This is a genomic window from Micromonospora halotolerans (assembly GCF_032108445.1).
GTDB lineage: Bacteria > Actinomycetota > Actinomycetes > Mycobacteriales > Micromonosporaceae > Micromonospora > Micromonospora halotolerans.
The window spans coordinates 2146980-2166690 of the sequence record NZ_CP134876.1; the positions used below are offsets into that span (position 1 = coordinate 2146980).

The 19711-nt window shown below is 74.6% G+C and carries 22 protein-coding genes; 8 read left to right on the forward strand and 14 right to left on the reverse strand.

Annotated elements, in window-relative coordinates; all coding sequences use genetic code 11:
• Positions 1-12 precede the first annotated feature (12 nt).
• Positions 13-2106, forward strand: coding sequence for a S9 family peptidase (locus tag RMN56_RS10060; protein ID WP_313724699.1), 2094 nt, complete (start codon positions 13-15; stop codon positions 2104-2106).
• Positions 2107-2158: 52 nt separating this feature from the next.
• On the opposite strand, the gene RMN56_RS10065 is transcribed toward RMN56_RS10060, so the two are convergent.
• Positions 2159-3109: a threonine ammonia-lyase gene (locus RMN56_RS10065; protein ID WP_313723560.1), complete on the reverse strand. Its 951-nt coding sequence runs from the start codon at positions 3107-3109 to the stop codon at positions 2159-2161.
• A 63-nt stretch (positions 3110-3172) separates the two neighbouring features.
• Here RMN56_RS10065 and RMN56_RS10070 point away from each other — a divergent pair, with 63 nt between their 5' ends.
• Complete coding sequence (locus tag RMN56_RS10070; RefSeq protein WP_313723561.1) at positions 3173-3337, forward strand: hypothetical protein; 165 nt, start codon at positions 3173-3175, stop codon at positions 3335-3337.
• Between the two features lie 45 nt (positions 3338-3382).
• Here the strand turns inward: RMN56_RS10070 and RMN56_RS10075 are convergent, their stop codons facing one another.
• The 6 genes from RMN56_RS10075 to RMN56_RS10100 form a co-directional block, all read right to left on the reverse strand.
• Entirely contained in the window at positions 3383-5500 is a 2118-nt protein-coding gene (locus RMN56_RS10075) for a bifunctional polysaccharide deacetylase/glycosyltransferase family 2 protein (RefSeq protein ID WP_313723562.1), read from the reverse strand.
• Positions 5501-5502: 2 nt separating this feature from the next.
• Positions 5503-5982: a hypothetical protein gene (locus RMN56_RS10080; protein WP_313723563.1), complete on the reverse strand. Its 480-nt coding sequence runs from the start codon at positions 5980-5982 to the stop codon at positions 5503-5505.
• A 47-nt stretch (positions 5983-6029) separates the two neighbouring features.
• On the reverse strand, positions 6030-7553 hold the full coding sequence (locus RMN56_RS10085) for an FtsX-like permease family protein (RefSeq protein WP_313723564.1): 1524 nt from the start codon (positions 7551-7553) through the stop codon (positions 6030-6032).
• Positions 7550-8251, reverse strand: a complete 702-nt coding sequence (locus RMN56_RS10090) for an ABC transporter ATP-binding protein (RefSeq protein ID WP_313723565.1) — start codon at positions 8249-8251, stop codon at positions 7550-7552. The genes RMN56_RS10085 and RMN56_RS10090 overlap by 4 nt, the downstream gene beginning before the upstream one ends.
• Positions 8248-8784 (reverse strand): PadR family transcriptional regulator, encoded by a 537-nt coding sequence (locus RMN56_RS10095; RefSeq protein ID WP_313723566.1) that lies wholly within the window; start codon positions 8782-8784, stop codon positions 8248-8250. The genes RMN56_RS10090 and RMN56_RS10095 overlap by 4 nt, the downstream gene beginning before the upstream one ends.
• Before the next feature lie 75 nt (positions 8785-8859).
• On the reverse strand, positions 8860-9426 hold the full coding sequence (locus RMN56_RS10100) for a TIGR03086 family metal-binding protein (RefSeq protein ID WP_313723567.1): 567 nt from the start codon (positions 9424-9426) through the stop codon (positions 8860-8862).
• A 32-nt stretch (positions 9427-9458) separates the two neighbouring features.
• Between RMN56_RS10100 and RMN56_RS10105 the strand changes: the two genes are divergently transcribed.
• Positions 9459-10295, forward strand: a complete 837-nt coding sequence (locus RMN56_RS10105; RefSeq protein ID WP_313723568.1) for a DUF6597 domain-containing transcriptional factor — start codon at positions 9459-9461, stop codon at positions 10293-10295.
• Positions 10296-10307: 12 nt separating this feature from the next.
• On the opposite strand, the gene RMN56_RS10110 is transcribed toward RMN56_RS10105, so the two are convergent.
• Genes RMN56_RS10110 through RMN56_RS10135 form a run of 6 tightly spaced genes read right to left on the reverse strand, consistent with a single transcriptional unit; the run spans position 10308 to position 15906 of the window.
• On the reverse strand, positions 10308-11846 hold the full coding sequence (locus RMN56_RS10110) for a SpoIIE family protein phosphatase (RefSeq protein ID WP_313723569.1): 1539 nt from the start codon (positions 11844-11846) through the stop codon (positions 10308-10310).
• Positions 11847-11848: 2 nt separating this feature from the next.
• On the reverse strand, positions 11849-13213 hold the full coding sequence (locus tag RMN56_RS10115; protein WP_313723570.1) for an ATP-binding protein: 1365 nt from the start codon (positions 13211-13213) through the stop codon (positions 11849-11851).
• Entirely contained in the window at positions 13210-14223 is a 1014-nt protein-coding gene (locus tag RMN56_RS10120; protein ID WP_313724700.1) for a SpoIIE family protein phosphatase, read from the reverse strand. Before RMN56_RS10120 ends, RMN56_RS10115 begins: the two co-directional genes overlap by 4 nt.
• Positions 14220-14639 (reverse strand): ATP-binding protein, encoded by a 420-nt coding sequence (locus RMN56_RS10125; protein ID WP_313723571.1) that lies wholly within the window; start codon positions 14637-14639, stop codon positions 14220-14222. Before RMN56_RS10125 ends, RMN56_RS10120 begins: the two co-directional genes overlap by 4 nt.
• The gene (locus RMN56_RS10130) at positions 14636-15046 is read right to left on the reverse strand and encodes an STAS domain-containing protein (protein ID WP_313723572.1); all 411 of its coding nucleotides are present in this window, start codon (positions 15044-15046) and stop codon (positions 14636-14638) included. Before RMN56_RS10130 ends, RMN56_RS10125 begins: the two co-directional genes overlap by 4 nt.
• A complete protein-coding gene (locus RMN56_RS10135) occupies positions 15046-15906 on the reverse strand; it encodes an STAS domain-containing protein (RefSeq protein ID WP_313723573.1) in 861 nt (286 codons plus the stop codon). Before RMN56_RS10135 ends, RMN56_RS10130 begins: the two co-directional genes overlap by 1 nt.
• A gap of 161 nt (positions 15907-16067) precedes the next feature.
• Between RMN56_RS10135 and RMN56_RS10140 the strand changes: the two genes are divergently transcribed.
• A complete protein-coding gene (locus RMN56_RS10140; protein WP_091315546.1) occupies positions 16068-16424 on the forward strand; it encodes an STAS domain-containing protein in 357 nt (118 codons plus the stop codon).
• A gap of 10 nt (positions 16425-16434) precedes the next feature.
• Here RMN56_RS10140 and RMN56_RS10145 read toward each other — a convergent pair whose 3' ends face one another.
• On the reverse strand, positions 16435-17727 hold the full coding sequence (locus tag RMN56_RS10145) for an MFS transporter (protein ID WP_313723574.1): 1293 nt from the start codon (positions 17725-17727) through the stop codon (positions 16435-16437).
• Positions 17728-17776: 49 nt separating this feature from the next.
• Here RMN56_RS10145 and RMN56_RS10150 point away from each other — a divergent pair, with 49 nt between their 5' ends.
• The 4 genes from RMN56_RS10150 to RMN56_RS10165 all read left to right on the forward strand — a co-directional run bounded on the left by RMN56_RS10150 (position 17777) and on the right by RMN56_RS10165 (position 19691).
• A complete protein-coding gene (locus RMN56_RS10150; RefSeq protein WP_313723575.1) occupies positions 17777-18460 on the forward strand; it encodes a FadR/GntR family transcriptional regulator in 684 nt (227 codons plus the stop codon).
• A 39-nt stretch (positions 18461-18499) separates the two neighbouring features.
• Positions 18500-18970 carry a large conductance mechanosensitive channel protein MscL gene (mscL, locus tag RMN56_RS10155; RefSeq protein WP_313723576.1) on the forward strand — a complete coding sequence of 157 codons (471 nt, stop codon included), beginning with the start codon at positions 18500-18502 and terminating at the stop codon, positions 18968-18970.
• 77 nt (positions 18971-19047) lie between these two features.
• Complete coding sequence (locus RMN56_RS10160) at positions 19048-19296, forward strand: hypothetical protein (protein WP_091315558.1); 249 nt, start codon at positions 19048-19050, stop codon at positions 19294-19296.
• 29 nt (positions 19297-19325) lie between these two features.
• Positions 19326-19691, forward strand: coding sequence for a hypothetical protein (locus RMN56_RS10165; RefSeq protein WP_313723577.1), 366 nt, complete (start codon positions 19326-19328; stop codon positions 19689-19691).
• Positions 19692-19711 lie beyond the last annotated feature (20 nt).

Sequence of the window (19711 nt, forward strand, 5' to 3'; positions counted from 1 at the left end):
CCGCGCCGCGACCTGGAGCCGTCGCCTGCGCCCGTCGCCAAGCGCATTCCGGCCGAGCGGACCCACCACGGCGACACAGTCGTCGACGAGTACGCCTGGCTCGCCGCCAAGGACGACCCGGAGACGATCGCCTACCTGACCGCGGAGAACGCCTACACGGAGGCGCGCACCGCCCACCTGGCGGGGCTGCGCGCGGAGCTGTTCGAGGAGACCCGCCGGCGCACCCAGGAGACCGACCTGTCGGTGCCGACCCGCAAGGACGGCTACTGGTACTACACCCGCACGGTCGAGGGCCAGCAGTACGGCGTGCAGTGCCGCCGGGCCGTCCGCGACGGCGAGACCGCCCCGCCGGTCAGCGCCGACGGCGCCCCGCTGGACGGCGAGGAGGTGCTGCTCGACGGCAACCAGCTCGCCGAGGGGCACGACTTCTTCTCGCTCGGCGCGTTCGACGTCAGCCCGGACGGACGTTGGCTGGCCTACTCCACCGACTTCTCCGGCGACGAGCGCTTCACCCTGCGGATCAAGGACCTCCAGACCGGCGAGGTGCGTCCCGACGAGATCCCGGACACCTTCTACGGCACGGCCTGGTCGAGCGACGCCTCGACGCTGTTCTACGTCACCGTCGACGACGCCTGGCGGCCGAACCGGGTCTGGCGGCACACCGTGGGCACCCCGTCGAGCGAGGACGTGGTGGTGCACCAGGAGGACGACGAGCGGTTCTGGGTGGGCGTCGAGCTGACCCGCTCCGAGCGCTTCGTGCTGATCGACATCCACAGCAAGATCACCAGCGAGGTGCGGGTCATCCCGGCCGGCAACCCCACCGGCGAGCCGGCCATCGTCGCACCCCGGCGGCAGGGCGTCGAGTACGCGGTGGAGCACCACGGCCACCGCTTCCTGATCCTGCACAACGACGGCGCCGAGGACTTCGCGCTGGCGTACACCTCGGCGGACGCGCCGGGCGACTGGACGCCGCTGATCCCGCACACCCCCGGCACCCGGCTGGAGGCCGTCGACGCGTTCGAGAACCACCTGGTCGTCTCGCTGCGCACCAACGGGCTGACCGGGCTGCGGGTGCTGCCGGTCGGCGGCGGCGACAGCTTCGACATCGACTTCCCCGAGCCGATCTACAGCGTCGGCCTCGACGCCAACCCGGAATACCGCACGGCCGAGGTGCGGCTGCGCTACACCTCGCTGGTCACCCCGGACTCGGTCTACGACTACGACCTGGTCACCCGGCAGATGGTGCTGCGCCGGCGGAAGCCGGTCCGGCCCGGCCCGGACGGGCGCGAGTACGACCCGGCCGACTACGAGCAGCACCGGGACTGGGCGCTCGCCGACGACGGCACCCGGGTGCCGATCTCGCTGGTGTGCCGCACGGGCACCCCGCGCGACGGCTCCGCCCCCGCCGTCATCTACGGCTACGGGTCGTACGAGGCGAGCATGGACCCCTGGTTCTCCATCGCCCGCCTCAGCCTGCTCGACCGGGGCGTGATCTTCGCGGTGGCGCACATCCGCGGCGGCGGTGAGCTGGGCCGGCGCTGGTACGACGAGGGCAAGCTGCTGGCCAAGAAGAACACCTTCACCGACTTCGTGGCCTGCGCCCGGCACCTGGTCAAGGCCGGCTGGACGGCCAGCGACCGGCTGGTCGCCCGGGGCGCCTCGGCCGGCGGCCTGCTGATGGGCGCGGTGGCCAACCTGGCCCCGGACGCGTTCGCCGGCATCGTCGCGCAGGTGCCGTTCGTGGACGCGCTCACCTCGATCCTCGACCCGTCGCTGCCGCTGACGGTCACCGAGTGGGAGGAGTGGGGCAACCCGCTCGACGACCCCGAGGTCTACGAGTACATGAAGTCGTACACGCCGTACGAGAACGTGGCCGCCGTGGACTACCCGGCGATCCTCGCGGTGACGAGCCTCAACGACACCCGGGTGCTCTACCACGAGCCGGCCAAGTGGATCGCGCGGCTGCGGGCGGTCGCCCCGCAGGGCGACTACCTGCTGAAGACCGAGATGGGTGCCGGCCACGGCGGCCCCAGCGGCCGGTACGACGCCTGGCGCGAGGAGGCGTTCGTCAACGCCTGGACCCTCGACCGGCTGAACCGCGCCTGAGATGTAAGGAAGGGGCCCCTGTTAACGCGTCATGCATAGCAGGGGCCCCCTTTTAACCTCCGGAGCCGAGAGCGGCCGCGAGCACCGCCGGGTCGACGTTGCCGCCGGTGACCACCGCGACCGTACGGCCGTGCGGCAGCTCGTCCCGGTGGAACAGGCGCGCCGCGGCGGCCACCGCCCCGCTCGGCTCGGCCACCAGCCGGGCCTCGCGGAGCAGCCGCCCGGTCGCCGTGAGGATCTCGTCCTCGGTGACCGTGACGATGCCGTCGAGCCGGTCCCGCAGGTGGGCCAGGGTCAGCTCGGACAGGTTGGTGCGCAGGCCGTCCGCGCAGGTCCGATAGGTGCGTTCGACCTCCCAGACCACCACCTCCCCGGCGGCCAGGGAGTCGCGGGCGTCGGCGGCGAGCAGCGGCTCCACGCCGATCACGGCGGCCGACGGGCACAGCGCCTTGACCGCGGTGGCCACGCCCGAGGACAGCCCGCCGCCGCCCACCGGCACGAGCACCACGTCCACGTCGGGCAGATCGGCGACGATCTCCAGGCCGACGGTGCCCTGCCCGGCGATGATCCACGGATGGTCGAACGGCGGCACGAGCGCGGCCCCGGTGTCCACCACGACCTGTTCCGCCGCCGCGAGCCGGTGGGCCGGCGGCACGAGCCGTACGTCCGCGCCCAGCGCCCGCATACGGTCCACCTTGATTCGCGGCGCACCCTCCGGCACCACCACGGTGCACGGCACGCCGAACGTCCGGGCCGCGTACGCGAGGGCCTGCCCGTGGTTGCCGGAGGAGTGGGTCACCACGCCCCGGGACCGGGCGGCCGGGTCCAGCCGGGCCACCGCGTGGGTCGCCCCCCGCAGCTTGAACGAGCCGACCGGTTGCAGGCTCTCCGGCTTGAGCCACAGCTCGTCGTCCCAGAGCGTCGGCAGCAGCGGGGTGCGCACCACGGCGCCCGCGACGTCCTCGGCGGCGGCCCGGATGTCGGCGATCGAGACCAGCTCCATCGCCCCATCCTGCCGCGCGCCGGGATCGGCCGCCGCCCCGCGCCCGACGCCTAGACTGCCGGGGTGAGCGAGGACGAGCAGCAGGCGGACAGTGGACGGGGGCCGGCCCGGCGCGCGCCCGTCTGGCTGGTCCTCGGGGTGGTCGCCTCCGCCCTGGTGGTCTGCTGCTGCTCGGCGCTGATCGGCCTGGCCGTCTCCTGGTCCGCCGGCCTCCTCGGCAGCCGCTGACCCCACCCGCCGTGTTAACAGGGGCCCCCGCCTCTACCGGAGGCGTTAAGAGGGGGCCCCTCCTTGCACCAGCGCCGCTGCCTCGCCGGTGCGGACCATCCGCTGCCAGCGCAGCCGGTTGCCGACCACCGCGGTCACCACCGACTGCACCACCACGAGGTACATCACCTGCCGGTAGACGAGCTGCTGCAGCGGCAGCGTCCAGAGCGGGCCGAACCGTTCCCGGTCCAGGCGCAGCGCGTACGCGGCGGTGCCGCCCTGGAGCAGGAGCAGGCCCACCCAGGCCAGCGCCAGCTCGGACCAGGGCAGGAAGAGCAGCCCGTAGAGGGCGAAGATGTCGACGGCCGGCGCGGCCAGCGGCAGCACGATCTGGAACACGGCCAGGTAGGGCAGGCCGCGCCGGCCCAGCTTCCCGCCGGCGCCCGGCTCGCGCAGCGCGTGGCGGTGCTTCCACATGGCCTGCATGGTCCCGTAGCACCAGCGGTAGCGCTGCCGCCACAGCTGGCGCAGCGACGACGGCGCCTCGGTCCAGGCGATGGCGCTCTCCTCGTACACCACCCGCCAGCCGGCCCGGAGCACCTTCATGGTGAGGTCGGTGTCCTCGGCGAGGGTGTCGGCGGGCACGCCGCCGACCCCGAACAGCACCTGGCGGCGGAACGCGCCGATCGCCCCCGGGATGGTGGGCATGCACTCCAGCACGTCGTACATCCGGCGGTCGAGGTTGAAGCCGATCACGTACTCCAGGTGCTGCCAGCGGCCGAGCAGCCGGCGCCGGTTGGCCACCTTCGTGTTGCCGCTGATCGCACCCACGGTCGGGTCGGCGAAGCCCTGGACCAGCCGGTACACGGTGTCCGGCTGGAAGACGGTGTCCCCGTCGACCAGCACCAGCAGGTCGGCCCGGGCGGCCCGGATGCCGGTGTTCAACGCGGCCGGCTTGCCGGCGTTGGCCTGCCGGATGACGCGTACCCCGCGCAGTCGCATCCGTTCGACGATGTCGGCCGTGCCGTCGCTGGAGCCGTCGTCCACCACGATGACCTCCAGCGCCGGATAGGCGCTGGCGACCAGGGACCGCACGGTGGCGGCGATGTTGGCGGCCTCGTTGTACGCCGGCACGATCACCGACACGGGCGCGCTGACCTCGGGCAGCCGGTGGCGGGGCCGGCGTACCCGGCGGACGTGCCGGCGGGCGCAGACCACCTGCACGGCGAGGCGGACCACGCCGAGCACGAGGGCCACCCCGAGCAGCAGGTTCATGGCCGAGGCCAGCCAGTCGGCGCCGGTCTGCGCCGCGCGCAGCACGGTGCCGCTCAGCCGCGCGCCGCCGGTGGCCGGGACCATCGAGTCGGGCGCGCCGATCCCGGCGGAGACGGTGGTGAACCGGTAGCCCTGCGCGGCCAGCCGGGGCAGCAGCTGGTCCAGTGCGGCCACGGTCTGGCCGCGGTCCCCGCCGCCGTCGTGCATCAGCACTACCGCGCCGGCGCCCCCGGTCGGGGTGGCGGCCCGCACGATGGCCGGTACGCCGGGCCGTTGCCAGTCCTTGGCGTCCCGGTCGGCGAGCACCGCCACGTGCCCGCTGCCGGCGGCCGTCCGCAGCGCCCGGTACTGGGCGTCGGTGACGGCAGCCGTGGTCGACGAGAAGGGCGGCCGGAACAGCGTCACCTCGCGGCCGGTCACCCCGGCGATCGCGTTGCGGGTCCAGGAGAGCTCGACGTCGGCGCGCCAGCCCGGCGCGGTGGTCAGGTCGGCGTGGGTGAAGGTGTGCGAGCCGATCTCGTGCCCCTCGGCGAGGATGCGCCGGACCAGGTCGGGGTGCTCGTCCACGCGCGCGCCGACCACGAAGAACGTGGCGTGGGCGTGGTGCCGGCGCAGCACGTCCAGGATCTGCGGCGTCCAGCGCGGGTCGGGGCCGTCGTCGAAGGTGAGCGCCAGGGTGCGCGCGGGCAACCGCCGGCTGACCGGCGCGGGGCCGTCCAGCCGCAGCACCGGCCCGCCGGCGGCGACCGCGCGCGGCGGGGGCGAGGCGGGCGCCTGGTCCGGGCCGGCGCCGCCGCCGACGGCGTTGACCAGGCCGTGGAAGCTCAGCGCGGCGAGCAGGGCGACGAGGCCCAGCAGGAGCAGCACCCAGTGCGCCCGGGGGTCGGGGCGGGCGACGTGTCGCGCCATGGTCAGGGCTTGCCCGGCGGCCGGCTCGGCCGGGCGCTGTTGCGCCGCTCGTCGCCCTGCCCCGGCACGCTGGTGGTCGGGTGGGGCGCCACCGAGGTGGCGGCCCGGCTGGGAGCGGTCGTGCGGCTGGCGGCCGGCGCGGGCGCCGCCGGGCTGGTGCTGGTCACCGACGAGGGCCGGGGGCTCGGGCTGGTCGGCTTCCCGCCGCGGGGCGGAGCGTCGACTCCGGCCTCGATCGGCGGCGGTTTCGTGTCGGACCAGCCGGGCAGCGGCACCGACGAGTCGAAGAACAGCCCGGCCAGGATCAGGCCGAAGCTGGTGAGCAGGCCGAGGCCCATCGCCACGCCGGCGATCACGGTCAGCCGGCGGCGCCGGCCGGTCCGGTCGACGAACACCGGCGGTGTGGCGCCCGGCTGGTTCGGCATGGTGCTGGTCTCCCGCTGTCGCTCCCGCCGGCGCGGTACGCCGGCTCGGGAGACCATCCCGGCCTCCCGAGGCGAACAGCGCCGGGGGCACCCGTGGCGTCACGTCAGGTCGTGCGCAGCTCCTCGACCGTCGTGCTGGCGCGCAGGAAGAGCAGGCCGACGCCGACGGTGAGCAGCACCGCGGCCAGCCCGGCGGCCGCGAACCAGGCCAGCTGCTCCCACGGCACGTGCGGCGGGACGGTCACCTCGGGCACCCACTCGGTGCGGGTGTAGCGGGCCCGGGTGTCCAGGTCCCCGCAGAGCCGCTCGCCGGCGTCGCAGACCTCCTGCGCGTAGCCCCCGCCCCTCGGCGCGGGGAACACGCCCCGGACCAGCAGGTAGCCGACGGCCAGCGCGAGGCCGATCGCGGGCACCGCCGGGGCGAGCGACTGCCAGAGCAGCGAGCGGCCGATGGTGGCGCGCGGCACCCCGGTCGCCACCAGCGCCGCGAACGCCCGGCGCCGGGTGGCGATGCTCTCGACGACCGCCACCAGCAGGCCGCCGCCCGCGATCGCCACGGAGACGGCGACGGCCAGGTCGACCAGATTCATCGCGCCGAGGTAGAAGTCGTCCGGGCCGGCGAGCCCCGCGCCGGTCCGGCGGTTCAGCTCCATGGTGGCCAGGAAGTCGGCCCGGACGCCGGCGGCGCCCGCACCGAAGATCAGTGCCGCCAGCAGGGCGGCGAAGGTGCGGCTGCCCGCCCACGGGTCGGCGGTCAACCGGCGGGCGGCGAGCAGCGCGGCCGGGCGGCGGCCGTAGCGGTGCAGCAGGCGGCCGGCGGCGTGGGAGAGCCAGCCGGTACCGGCGATCACCCCGACCATGGCGGCCAGGGCCCCGAGGATCAGCAGCGTCGGCAGCAGCCAGGGTGGCGGCAGGGTGTGCCGCCGCTCGTACCAGAGGCCGACCGGCCGGAACGCGGCGAACAGGGCCAGCCCCACCAGGATCAGCAGGCCGGGCCAGGGCCAGGGCGCCCGGGTGCGGACCCGACGGACCACGCCGAACGGGGTGGTGGTGACCCGGCGCAGCAGCACCGCGCTGACCAGGGCGGTGAGCAGCGGCAGGCCGAGCACCACGGCCAGCACGGCCGGCGGGGCCGGTTGGACGTCGGTGGGCAGCGGCAGCCGCCCGTCGGCGCCGGGCCGGTGCAGCAGGCGGTGGCCGGCCAGGAAGGCGGCGAGGCCGCCGACGGCGCCGAGCAGGCTGGCCAGCCCGGTCTCCGCGGCCGCGATCCGGGTGACCTGGTGCGGGGTCGCCCCGGCCAGCCGGAAGGCGGCCAGGCGGCGGTCCCGGGCCGGCGCGCCGAGCCGGGCGCACTGCCCGGCCAGCCCGAGCACCGGCACCACGAGCAGCAGCAGGCCGAACGTCAGGCCGCCGCGCAGGCCCGGCTCCCGCAGCAGCCCGTTGGTGTACTGGAGGGACCAGCGGAGGGAGTTGCCCTCGGTGGCCGGTGGGGTCGGTATGGCCAGCACGGTCAGCGCGGCCAGCCCGACCAGCGTGGCCAGGGCGGCGCTCAGCGCGGTCAGGGCGACCCGGGCGGTGTCGGTCCGGGTGCCGGCCCGGGCGAGCCGGAACAGCGTGCCCGGGCTCACCGGTGCCCGCCGGGCACCGGCGCGTCGAGACCGAGGCCCGACTGGTCGACCACCCCGTCGCGCAGGGTCACCTCGCGGTCGGCGTACGCAGCGATCCGCGGCTCGTGCGTGACCAGCACGACGGCGGTGCGCTGCTCCCGCGCGAGCCGGACGAGCTGGGTGAGCACCTGCTCGCCGGTGAGCGTGTCCAGCGCGCCGGTGGGCTCGTCGGCGAAGAGCACCCGCGGCTCGGTGACCAGGGCCCGGGCCAGGGCACACCGCTGCTGCTGGCCGCCGGACATCTCGCCCGGCCGGGCGTCGGCGACCTCGGCCACGCCGAGCCGCTCCAGCCAGGTGACCGCCGCCGTCCGCGCCTCTCGCCGCCCCGTGCCGGCGAGAAGCAGCGGAAGGGCGACGTTCTCCGCCGCGGTCAGCTCGGCGACGAGCTGGCCGAACTGGAAGAGCACCCCGAACTCGGTGCGCCGCAGGCGGGACCGGGCCGACTCGGACCACTCGTCGATCCGCTCCCCGCGCCAGGTGACCTGCCCGGCGTCGGGGCGCAGGATGCCGGCGAGGCAGTGCAGCAGGGTGGACTTGCCGCAGCCGCTCGGGCCGGTGACGGCGACGATCTCGCCCTCTGCCAGGTCGAGGGTCACGCCGCGCAGGGCCGGCGTCGGCCCGTACGCCCGGACCACGCCGCGCGCCTCCAGGAAACTCACGAGTGCACCTCCCGGTGCCAGTCGGCGACGCGTTCGAGGGTGGTGTGCAGCCACCGCAGGTCGGCGTCGAGATGGGCGATGGCGAAGTCGGCCGCGATCACGTCGTCGAGGTCGGCAGCCGGAGCGGTCTTCACCGCGGTCAGCTCGCGCAGCCGCTCGGTGTGCGCCCGGCGCTGGGCGATCAGGTAGGCGCGGGCCCGCTCGACGTCGGCCACCATGAGCGCGACCACCACCTTGGCGAAGAGGGTGCTCGCCACGTACGGCATGGGCGGCTCGACGGTGGCCAGCCACCGGTCGAGCGCGGCGCGCCCCTCCCCGGTGAGCGCGTAGGACGTGCGGTCCGGTCCGCCCTCGCGGGCCTGCCCGGCCGGGACGACCAGGCCGTCCCGCTGGAGCCGGGCCAGGGTGGCGTAGACCTGCCCGAAGGCGAGCGGCCGGGCCCGGGGCAGCCGCTCGTCGTGGGCGCGCTTCAGCTCGTAGCCGTGCCGGGGGCCGCGCGCGAGCAGCCCGAGCAGTACGTGCTGAGTGGACACGCCCACACTATTCATTGAGCGAATAGTGGTGTCAAGAGTGGCCCGTACGGCGGGTCGCCGCACGGGCCGGTCGGGTCAGGGGGTCCAGGAGGGGTCGCGGCCGGTCCGCCCGAGCAGGGCGTCCAGCGTGGTCGGCTCGCCGCTGGTCGGGACGGGCTCCCCGAAGGCGCCCATCTTCTGCCCGGTGTCGCCCATCCGGTCCATGAAGCCGTGTCCCGCCGCGAGGACCGCCGGGTCGACCTCCAGCCGCTGGCCGGTCGCGCGGGCCAGGTCCCAGCCGTGCACGGTGAGGTCGATGAGGGCCATGTCGCCGACGGTCTCCTGCGGCAGACCCATGCCGGGCGAGACGCCCTCCAGCGCCGCCGGGTCCGACCAGGCCCGCGCCAGGCGGTCGGCCTCGGTCGCGAACCGGTCCCGCCAGCCCTCGGTGAGGTGGTCGGTCTTGGCCGACCAGTCGACCTCCCGCCGGCGGGCCAGGTCCTGGAAGTTGACCACCACGTCGAAGAGGTGGTTGAGCAGGTCGCGCACCGTGTAGTCGGGGCACGGGGTGGGCAGGCCGAGCTGGTCGTCGGAGATGCCCTGGACCACCGCCGCCGTCCGGGGCGCGGCGACGGCCAGCAGCTCACTAGTCTTCGTGGTCATACGGACCAGCGTATGAGGGCGGTCTTGAAGAAATGCGACACGAACCGCGGCGGGACACCCGGGGCATCCTCGACCCCGGGCGGCTCCGGCGGCGGGTCCACTTCCGGCGCCGGCTGCCCGCCCCGGCGCTGCGCCCCTGGGTCGAGCACTACTGGCTGATCGACTGGGACCTCACCGAGCCGTTCGACCAGCGGCTCGTCCCGCACCCCGCGGTCAACGTGGTGTTCCAGGTCCAGGCCGGCGAGGCGGAGCACGGCGAGATCGCCGGCGTGGACACCGGCCTGTTCACGGTCACCCTGCACGGCAGCGGCCGGGTCACCGGCGTGCAGTTCCGGCCGGGCGGCTTCCGCCCCTTCTGGCGCCGCCCGGTCTCCGAGCTGACCGGCCGCCGTCTTCCGCTGCCCGCCGGGCCACCGCCGGCCGGCCCGGCCCCCGCCCCGCCGTTCGCCGCCGGGCCGGTCTGCCCGGGCAGCGACGCGCAACGGTGCCGCCGGCTGGACGACCTGCTCACCGCCTGGCAGCCCACGCCGGACCCGCTCACCGCCGAGGCCACCGCCCTGGTCGAGGAGATCCGCGCCGACCGGACCGTCCTGCGCGTGGACGACTTCGCCCGGCGGCACGGGACCTCCACCCGGCGGATCCAGCGGCTGTTCCTCGACCACGTCGGCGTCGGTCCGAAGTGGGTGATCCGCCGCTACCGGCTCCAGGAGGCCATCGAACAGGCCGCCGCCGGGCCGCTGGACTGGTCGCGGGTCGCCGCCGATCTGGGGTACGCCGACCAGGCCCACCTGGTCCGCGAGTTCACCGCGGTGGCCGGTGTGTCGCCGGCCGCGTACGCCCGCTCGCTGGCGGCCTCGCGCGGCGGGTGATCCCGAGGGGGCTCAGCGGCGGCGGACGGCGACCACCGCGACGTCGTCGTGGATCTCCGGAGGCGCCAGCTCGACGAGCAGCCGCTGGCAGAACTGGTCGAGGTCGTCGTCGACCCGGGCGGCCACCGCGGCGAGCGCCGCCATGCCCTCGTCGATGGTGGCGTCCCGCCGCTCGATCAGCCCGTCGGTGTAGAGGACCAGCGTGGCCCCGGCCGGCAGGACGAATTCCAGGTCCGGCGGGCGGGGCGCGCGCACCCCGAGCAGCGGTGCGGACTGCTGCACGAACTCGGTCCGCCCGTCGCCGCTGACCAGGGCCGGCAGGTGACCGGCGCTGGCCAGCCGGATCAGGCCGCTGCCCGGATCGAGCAGCAACACGCAGATGGTGGCCAGCTCGGCCGGCAGCAGCGTGCGCATCAGCTCGTTGACCCGGTCCAGGATCACGCCCGGCGGATGCCCCTCGACCGCGTACGCGCGCACCGCGTGCCGCAGCTCGGCCATCACCGTGGCGGCGTGCAGGGAGTGCCCGGCCACGTCGCCGATCGCCATGAGCAGGTGCCCGTCGAGCATCACCAGCTCGTAGAAGTCCCCGCCCACCTCGGTGTGGGCGCTCGCCGGCTCGTAGCGGACGGCCAGGTCGAGGCCGGCGATCTCGGGCAGCCGCCGCGGCAGCAGGCTGCGCTGGAGGGTCACCGCGATGCGGTGCTCCTGGTCGAAGGAGCGCTGGGCCTCGACCGCCGAGGCGACCGCCTGGGCGAGCTGCACCAGCACCGGGGTCCGTACGGTCTGGGTGGCGGTCGGCACCACCACGTAGAGCGGGGCCCGGTCCTCCCGCAGCCGGGCGGCGGCCACGGTCACCGTGTCGCCGGCGGGCCAGGCGGTCAGGTCCCAGGCGCCCGGTTCGTCGATCCGCACCCGGGTGCCGATCGGGAGCCCGGTGTCGTCCACCGTCCACGGCAGGATCACCGCCGGCGCCTCCGGGCCGGCGGCCACCCCGGCCAGGCAGTCGCCGTCGAAGGTCTCCGCGACCACCGCCGCCGGGCTCTTGAAGATCCGTGCCGCTCCGGCGGCCGCCGCCTCCAGCAGCCGGACGAAGCTCGACGCGGCGTGCATCTCCACGGTCGCGCCGGCCAGCGCGGCCAGCCGCTCGGCGAGCAGTTCGGCCCGCTGCCGGGCCTGGTAGTAGCGGAGCACCGCGTGCGCGGTGGCGACCAGTTCCTCCGGCTCGATCGGCTCGGCCAGGTAGGCGTCCGCGCCCCGGGTCAGCCCCTGCGCCCGGTCCACCACGTCCACCGCGTGCGCAGAGACGTGGATAACCGGGGTCGACGGGCTGAAGTCCTTGATCAGCTCGCAGACCTCGAAGCCGCTCATGTCCGGCAGCCGGACGTCGAGCACCACGAGGTCGACCGGATCCTTGCGGACCCGGTCCAGCGCCTCGGCGCCGTTCTCCGCCTCGATGGTGGTGAAGCCGGCCCGGGTCAGCCAGCTCACCAGCAGGTACCGCTTCGGACTGCTGTCGTCGACCACCAGCACGGTCGCCGGACCGCCCTCCACCGTCAGGCTCCGCCCGCGGGAAGGTGCACCGTGAAGGTGCTGCCCCGGCCCGGTTCGCTGGTCAGCTCCAGCGTCCCGCCGAGCAGCGTGACCAGCCGGCGCGCGTACGGCAGGCCGAGGCCGGTGCCGCCGACCCGGGTCGTGCCGGGCACCTGGTAGAACTCCTCGAAGATCCGCTCGTGCAGCTCCGGCGGGATGCCCGCGCCGGTGTCGCTGACCGACAGCGACCAGCGGTCGTCCCGGCGTTCCGCCCGCAGCCGCACCTCACCCCGCTCGGTGAACTTCAGGCCGTTGTGCAGCAGGTTGCGCAGCACCTGGGCGAGCAGCACCTCGTCCGAGCGGAGCGTCGCCGGCGCGGGCGGCTCCTCCACCACCAGCTCCACGGCCGGCCGGGTGGCCAGCGCCCGCAGGGTGCCGCGGAGCTGCCCGAAGATCCCGCGCAGGTCCACCTCGACCCAGTTCGGCTCGAGCCGGCCCGACTCGGCCTTGGCCAGGTCGAGCAGCTCGTTGACCAGGCCGAGCAGGTCGGCCGCGGAGGACCGGATCAGCCCCACCTGCCGGGCCTGTTCGGCGGTGAGCGGGTCGGAGGCGGAGTCGCCGAGCAGGCGGCCCAGCCCGATGATCGCGGTGACCGGGGCGCGCAGCTCGTGGCTCACGTTGGCCAGGAACCGGCTCTTCGACTCGCTGGCCGCTCGGAGCTGCGCGGACTTCTCGTCCAGCTCGGCGTAGAGCGCCACCACGCCGCGGTTGGTCTCCTCCAGCTCCTCGGTGAGCTGGTTGTAGAGCGCCATCACGCCCCGGTTGGTCTCCTGGAGCTCGGAGTTGAGCACCTCCAGCTCGTCGCGCTGGCTGCGCACCTCGTCGAGGGCGGCGATGAGCTGCGCGTTCTGCGCGGCCAACTCGTCCAGGGCGGTGCCCGGAGCGCTGGCGGCCAGCTCGGTCCGGAGCTGGTCGAGACGCTCCGGCGTCAGCGGCGGCGCGTGGGCCGGAACTCGTCGGGACATCCTCACGACCGTATCGTCCCCGTCGGTCACCACACCCAGCATGTCCACGAGACGCGCCACCGCACCGGACTGCGGCTCGTACCGGCCGCCGGGCAGGGGGCGCGCCGGGGCCAGGTCGAGCCGGAGCATCGGCCGGCCGGTGTGGGCGTCGACGGCGACCGCGAAGGTGACGTCCGCGCCGCCGACCGCACGCAGCAGGTCCCGGGCCACCTCGCTGAGCGCGGTGGCCAGGCGTACCTGGTCCTGGTGCTCCAGCCCGACGGCGGCGGCCACCTCCCGGCCGCGCTGCCGGACCAGGAAGATGTCGTGCTCCACCCGGAGCGCCATGTGCAGCAGCGGGTCCGAGGCGCCCGGTCGGGTCATGGCTCCGCCCGGGCGACCAGGACGCAGGCGTCGTCGCGGCGGATCCCGGCGTCGCGGAGCAGGGTGGCGGCGACCAGCAGCGGCGCGCGGCCGGCCAGGCCGGGGTAGTCGGCCAGGTCCCAGCGGTCCACCACGCCGTCGCTGTGCATGACCAGGGTCGCCCCGGCCGGGAAGGGGTAGTCGTACTCCCGCACCGAGGGGCGCTGGTGTCCGGCGATGCCGGGCAGCGAGACGAGGCCTCGCCGCCGCTCACCCACCGCCACGATCATGGCTGCGATGTTGCCCAGCCCGGCGTAGCGCAGCAAGCCCGACACGAGGTCCGGTTCGGCCACGGCCAGCGCGGCGCCGCGGGTGTGCCCGATGGCCCGGTGCAGGTGCTGCACGACGGTGCCCGGCGACCCGGCCGGCGCGGCCCGGAACGCGGCCACCGCGGCCCCGGTGGCGGCGGCGGCCAGCGGACCGTGTCCCAGGCCGTCGCAGACCAGCACCTGCCGCCGGCCGTCGACCACCCGCACCGCGTAGCCGTCGCCGCTGACCTGCTCGCCGGTGATCGGCCGGACCAGCGCACCGGCCCAGTCCGGTTCGGGGGCCGGACCGTCCCAGACCTGGACGGCCAGCACCGTGCCGCGGCCGGGCAGGGAGTAGCCGTCGAACCGGCTCGCCTGCCGGACGATCGCGCCCAGGCCGATGCCGAGCGTGCCGGTGGTGGAGTGCCCGTCCGCGGAAGAGAGGGCGAGGTCGGCCATGCCGGGGCCGGAGTCGATCGCCACCAGTTCCACCCCGGCCCGCCCGACCCGGCGTACCGGCCGGAGCAGCAGGGTGCCCTGCTGGGCGTGCTTGGCGAGGTTGCTGGTGATCTCGGCGGCGACGATGGCCAGGTCGGCGACGCGCTGCTCGCCGAGTTCCAGCTGCCGGCCGAGCCGCTCCGCGGCCCGTCGTACGCTGCTCGCCGTGTCGCCGCTCTCGATGCGGAACCAGAGACCGTGGTCGGTGACCACGTCGGCGTTCATCGGGACCACTTGGTGACGGTGATCCGGGTGCCCTCACCCACGGCGGTCCAGATGTCGAAGTCGTCCACCAGCCGGCGGGCGCCGCTGAGCCCCAGGCCCAGCCCGCCGCCGGTGGTGAAGCCGTCGGTCAGGGCCGCGTCGAGGTCCGGGATGCCCGGCCCCTCGTCGGCGAAGACGATGCGGACCCCGCGCCGGCGGCCGTCCTCGACGGTGGTCACCTCGGCGGCGCCCCCGCCGCCGTAGATCAGCGTGTTGCGGGCCAGCTCGCTGGCGGCCGTGACCAGCTTCGTCTGGTCGACCAGCGACAGCTTGACCGCGACGGCGGTGGTACGCACCAGCTGCCGCACCCGGACCACGTCCTCGTCGCTGCGGATCGCCTGGGTCGCCGGCACGCCCAGGTCGACGCCGGTGGTCATGACGTGGCCGTCGTCTCGACGTCCTCGTCGCCGTCCGCCTCGTCCCACTCGTCGCCGCGGTTCGCCGCGATCAGCTCCATGCCCCGCTCGACGTTCAGCGCGGTACGGATGCCGTTGAGCGACAGCCCCAGCTCGACCAGCGTGATGGCGACGGCCGGGCGCATCCCGACCACCACCGTCTCGGCGTCGAGCACCTTGGAGATCGACGCGATGGTGGAGAGCATCCGGCCGACGAAGGAGTCGACGATGTCCAGCGCCGTGATGTCGATGATCACGCCGTGGGAGCCGGTGGCGACGATCCGCTCGGCCAGGTCCTCCTGGAGCTGGATCGCCGTCTGGTCGGACATGTCGACCTGGATGGAGACGAGCAGGATGTCACCGATCTTGAGGATCGGCACCCGGTCCATCAGGGCTCCCGGCGCGCGCGGCGGGCGGTGGTCTCGACGCCGGTCAGGCGCAGCACGTGGCGCAGCGCGTCGGCCAGGCTCGCCTTGGTGGCGATGTCGCCGAACTCGATGCCGAGCGCGACGATCGTCTGGGCGATCTGCGGCCGGATGCCGGAGATGATGCAGTCGGCACCCATCAGCCGGGCGGCCACCACGGTCTTGAGGATGTGCTGGGCGACCTGGGTGTCCACGGCCGGCACGCCGGTGATGTCGATGATCGCGTACGGCGAGCTGGTGTCGACCAGGGTCTGGAGCAGCCGCTCCATCACCACCTGGGCGCGGGCCGAGTCGAGGGTGCCGACCAGCGGGACGGCGACCACGCCCTCCCAGAGCTTCACCACCGGCGTGGAGAGCTCCAGCAGCTGTTCCGCCTGGTCGGCGATCAGGCCCTCGCGGGTCCGGACGAAGCTCTCGAAGGTGAACAGCCCCATCTGGTCGATCAGGCCGGAGAAGGCCACGAAGTCGCGCAGGGTGTCCGCACCCGCGTCCCGCTCCATGACCTCCAGCAGCACGTCCTTGATGGCGAACACGCTGATCGCGGTCTCGGTGGCGCTGAAGCCCTGCCGGGCCCGGCTCGTGGACAGCTCGGCCAGCACCGCGCGCAGCTCGCCGCCGTGCTCGTCGGCCAGGTCGGTGAGCCCGCCCCCGGCCGCGTCGGCCATGCTCCGGTGCAGCTCCCGCACCTGCCGGCTCAGCTCGGCCTGGCTGAGGCGACCGCGCAGCGAGCCGACGACGATCTCCGTCCAGCGCTCGGTCAACCGGTCGGCGTGCTCGGTCAGCAGGCGGGCGAGCCGGCCACTCTGTTCGGCGCTCAACGCCATCTTGACCTCCCTGGACTCTGGACTGGCGGACTCTATCACCGGGGCCTGCGGCACTAGTTGCCGCATAGCAACGGAATGATCAACGGCACCCTTCTCGGCTCCCGTTCTGCACGCTGCCAGCTTCGTGGGATACCGTTCCACCGAACACAGGAGGTCGGCGAATGTCCCTGACGGTGCACACGGAACAGCGCGGCGACGTGGTCGTCGTGTCGGTCGCGGGCGAGCTGGACATGGCGACGGCACCGCAGCTCCAGGACCAGATCACGGACCTGCTGGACAAGGGGCGCAACCGCCTCGTGTTCGATCTGGCCGAGGTGTCGTTCTGCGACTCCACCGGGCTGTCGGTGTTCGTGCGCGCCAAGAACAGCTGCGACGAGGCCGGCGGTGTGGTCCGACTGGCCGCCCCGCAGCGCGGCGTGCTCCGCATCCTCGAGGTCAGCGGCCTGGTCGAGGTGCTGCACACCTACCCGACGGTGGAGCAGGCCGTGGCGGGCGACCCCACGCCGGCCTCCTCCTGACCGTCTCTCCTCAGCGCTCGTCCTCGATGTGTCGGGGGCGGGCGATCACCATGCCCGCCGCCGTCTGCACGGCGAGCGCCACCAGCAGGAAGCCGATCGGCGCGGTCCAGCCCCCGGTCGCCTCGTAGAGGATGCCGACCAGCAGCGGGCCGAGCGCGGCGATCAGGTAGCCGGTGCTCTGCGCGAAGGCGGAGAGGGCGACCGTGCCCTCGGCGGTCCGGGCGCGCAGCCCGATCGTGGTGAGGATCAGCGGGAACGCGCCCTGACCGAAGGCCAGCAGCAGCACCCACAGCGGCGCGAGGCCGCGCGGCGCGAGCGCCAGGCCGACGTACGCGGCCGTGGAGAACGCGGTCAGCGACAGCACCAGCGGGCGCAGCGTGGGCAGCCGGCCGGCCAGGGTCGGCATCGCCAGGGCCACCGGGACGCCGAGCGCGGTCACCCCGGCGAGCAGCAGGCCGGCCGCCTCCGGCGCGTAGCCGGCGTCCCGGAAGAGCTGGGCCAGCCAGCCCATGATCGCGTACCCGCTGAGTGACTGCGCCCCGAAGTACACCGCCATGGCCCAGCCGAGACGGGTGCGCGCCGGCCGCACCCGAGCCGGCGCGGCGGCGGCCACCGCCGGGGTCGCCGCCCGGCGCGCGGCCCGGGTCCGCAGCGCCAGCGGCACCCACGGGAGTACGGCCACCGCGGCCAGCCCGGCCCACACGCCGAGCCCGGCCCGCCACGAGCCGAAGGCGTGGGCGACCGGCACCGCCGAGGCGGCGGCCACCGTCGTGCCCACGGTCAGCGCCATCGTGTACGCCCCGGTGACCAGCCCGGTGCGGTGCGGGAAGTGCTGCTTGACCAGCATCGGCAGCAGGATGTTGGCGACCGCGATGCCGGCCAGCGCGAGCGCGCTGGTGAGCACGAAGACCGCCGCCGAGTCGGTGACCACGCGGAGCACCTGCCCGACGGTCAGCGCGACCATGGCGACCACCAGCACCCGGGCGGCGGGCCAGCGGCGGACCAGCCACGGGGTGAGCGCGCCGAGCCCGGCGAAGGCGATGGTGGGCAGCGTGGTGACCAGGCCGGCCGTCGCGCCGGAGAGGCCCAGCCCGTCGCGGATCTCGTCGAGCAGGGCGCCCAGGCTGGTCACCGCGGCGCGCAGGTTGACCGCGACCAGCAGCATGCCGACCAGGACCAGGAGGCCGCCGCGCGCCGGGACGGCCGGCGGCGCGGGGGCGGCGGCCGGGGCGGGCCCGGGAGTCACGTCGGTGGTGGGCGCGTCGGTGACGGGAGTCCCGGTGGGCGGGGGTGGCGGGGTCATGACCTCGAACCTACAATCATGGGATGAATTTCGGCAGGAGGTGTAACCGGTGACACCCGCCGTCGATTCCGTCGCCGTGCCGCCGCGCGGCCACCGGGTGCGCCAGACCATCGAGCAGCTCCGGGGCAGGATCCTCGGCGGCGAGTGGCCGGTGGGCGCGAAGATCCCCACCGAGCCGCAGCTCGTCGCCGCCCTGGGCGTCGGGCGGAACACGGTCCGCGAGGCGGTCCGGGCGCTGGTGCACGCCGGGGTGCTGGAGTGCCGGCAGGGCTCCGGGACCTACGTGGTGTCGACCGACGAGCTGGCCCCCGTGGTGGCCCGCCGGCTCACCGACGACCGGATGGCCGAGGTCATCGAGGTCCGGCGCGCCTTCGAGGTGGAGGCGGCCCGGCTCGCCGCGCTGCGGCGTACCCCCGAGGACCTGGCGGCGCTCGACGACGCGCTCGCCACCCGGGAGGCCGCCTGGCGCTCCGGCCGGGTCGGCGAGTTCGTCGAGGCGGACGCCGCGCTGCACACCGCCGTGGTGGCCGCCGCGCACAACGCCATGCTGGCCGAGCTGTACGCCTCGGTCGGCACCGCGCTGCGCAGCACCGTCGCCCACGCCATGGGCAAAACGCTGGAGCCCGAGCGGTACGTGGACCACGGCCGGCTGGTCGAGGCCATCCGGGACGGCGACCCGGCCCGGGCGGCGATCGAGGCCGGTGCTTTCCTCGAGGCCCCCTCCCGGGCATAGGTTGTGCCGGACGGAAATTCGGACAGCACGGGAGTGCGGATGCTCAAGGGCTTCAAAGACTTCATCATGCGCGGCAACGTCGTCGACCTGGCGGTCGGTGTCGTCATCGGTGCCGCCTTCACCGGGGTGGTCACCCAGCTCACCAACTCTTTCCTCAAGCCGCTGATCGCACTGGTCACGGTGTTGATCACCGGAAGCGACAAGGGCCTGGAGGGCACCCCCTGGATGGTGCGGAACGTCGGCTTCGACTGGATCAGCTTCCTCAATGCCCTGATCACGTTCCTGCTCACCGCGCTCGCGCTGTACTTCCTGGTCGTCTACCCGATGAACCGGCTCGCCGAGCGGCGCAAGCGCGGTGAGGAGCCCCCGCCCTCCGCGCCCAGCGAGGAGGTCAAGCTGCTCACCGAGATCCGGGACGCGCTGCTCGCCGGCAACCACGGCACCCCGGCCCAGCGCGGCGCGCTGGACGACGTGCTCGGCCGCCGGCAGGAGCCCCCGGCCGCGCGCTGACCCCATAGCCGATCGGCCCCCGTGGGAATCCCGCGGGGGCCGACGCGTGTCGAACACATGTTCGATAGAGTCCGGGCATGGAGCAGCGCAGGCACTGGTGGAACGGGAAATGGGGGCGGCTGGCCCGGCGGGACGTCTTCCTCCGGGTCGACGGCGACCGCTGGCACGTCGAGCAGCGGGCCGGCGGCGCCGAGGGGGTCTCCCAGTTCTACGAGTACGCCAGCGTCGAGGAGGCCGAGGAGACGGTCCGGGCGCTGCTCGAGGGGCCGGACACGTGGCGCGAGCTGTCCCCCCGCCCGCCGAGCGGCTGGGCCCCGCCCGTTTAGCGCCCGCGCGCCTCGGGAACCGCGCCAGTATGAGCCAGCAGCAGGACACCGTCTCCCGGGTCACCACCGGCATGCGGGTGGTCGACTCCACCGGCGTGGAGGTGGGCACCGTGGATCTCGTCCAGCGCGGCGACCCGACCGCCGTGACCGTGCAGGCGCCCGCCCCGGTGGACCCGGGCAGCAGCCTGGACGAGCTGATCGGGTCGGCGGCCGCCGAGGAGCCGGACGTCCCGGCCGACCTGGCCGCCCGGCTGCTGCGCGAGGGCTACCTCAAGGTCTCCACCGAGCTGGCCCGCACCGGCGCGGTGTACGTGCTGGCCGACCGGATCGCCGCGGTCACCGACGACGGCGTACACCTCACCGTCCCCGCCGCCGAACTGCCCCCCGAGGAGTGACTCCCCGCCTACGGTGGCGG

Bases quoted from the DNA above. Each gene is read 5' to 3' on its own strand.
- RMN56_RS10100 (WP_313723567.1), bottom strand. From the start codon at position 9,426: ATGACCACGAAGACTAGTGAGCTGCTGGCCGTCGCCGCGCCCCGGACG.
- RMN56_RS10165 (WP_313723577.1), top strand. From the start codon at position 19,326: ATGAGCCAGCAGCAGGACACCGTCTCCCGGGTCACCACCGGCATGCGG.
- RMN56_RS10160 (WP_091315558.1), top strand. From the start codon at position 19,048: ATGGAGCAGCGCAGGCACTGGTGGAACGGGAAATGGGGGCGGCTGGCC.
- RMN56_RS10115 (WP_313723570.1), bottom strand. From the start codon at position 13,213: ATGACCCGACCGGGCGCCTCGGACCCGCTGCTGCACATGGCGCTCCGG.
- RMN56_RS10140 (WP_091315546.1), top strand. From the start codon at position 16,068: ATGTCCCTGACGGTGCACACGGAACAGCGCGGCGACGTGGTCGTCGTG.
- RMN56_RS10065 (WP_313723560.1), bottom strand. From the start codon at position 3,109: ATGGAGCTGGTCTCGATCGCCGACATCCGGGCCGCCGCCGAGGACGTC.
- RMN56_RS10135 (WP_313723573.1), bottom strand. From the start codon at position 15,906: ATGGCGTTGAGCGCCGAACAGAGTGGCCGGCTCGCCCGCCTGCTGACC.
- RMN56_RS10125 (WP_313723571.1), bottom strand. From the start codon at position 14,639: ATGACCACCGGCGTCGACCTGGGCGTGCCGGCGACCCAGGCGATCCGC.
- RMN56_RS10075 (WP_313723562.1), bottom strand. From the start codon at position 5,500: ATGGCGCGACACGTCGCCCGCCCCGACCCCCGGGCGCACTGGGTGCTG.
- RMN56_RS10130 (WP_313723572.1), bottom strand. From the start codon at position 15,046: ATGGACCGGGTGCCGATCCTCAAGATCGGTGACATCCTGCTCGTCTCC.
- mscL (WP_313723576.1), top strand. From the start codon at position 18,500: ATGCTCAAGGGCTTCAAAGACTTCATCATGCGCGGCAACGTCGTCGAC.
- RMN56_RS10105 (WP_313723568.1), top strand. From the start codon at position 9,459: ATGCGACACGAACCGCGGCGGGACACCCGGGGCATCCTCGACCCCGGG.
- RMN56_RS10145 (WP_313723574.1), bottom strand. From the start codon at position 17,727: ATGACCCCGCCACCCCCGCCCACCGGGACTCCCGTCACCGACGCGCCC.
- RMN56_RS10120 (WP_313724700.1), bottom strand. From the start codon at position 14,223: ATGAACGCCGACGTGGTCACCGACCACGGTCTCTGGTTCCGCATCGAG.
- RMN56_RS10080 (WP_313723563.1), bottom strand. From the start codon at position 5,982: ATGGTCTCCCGAGCCGGCGTACCGCGCCGGCGGGAGCGACAGCGGGAG.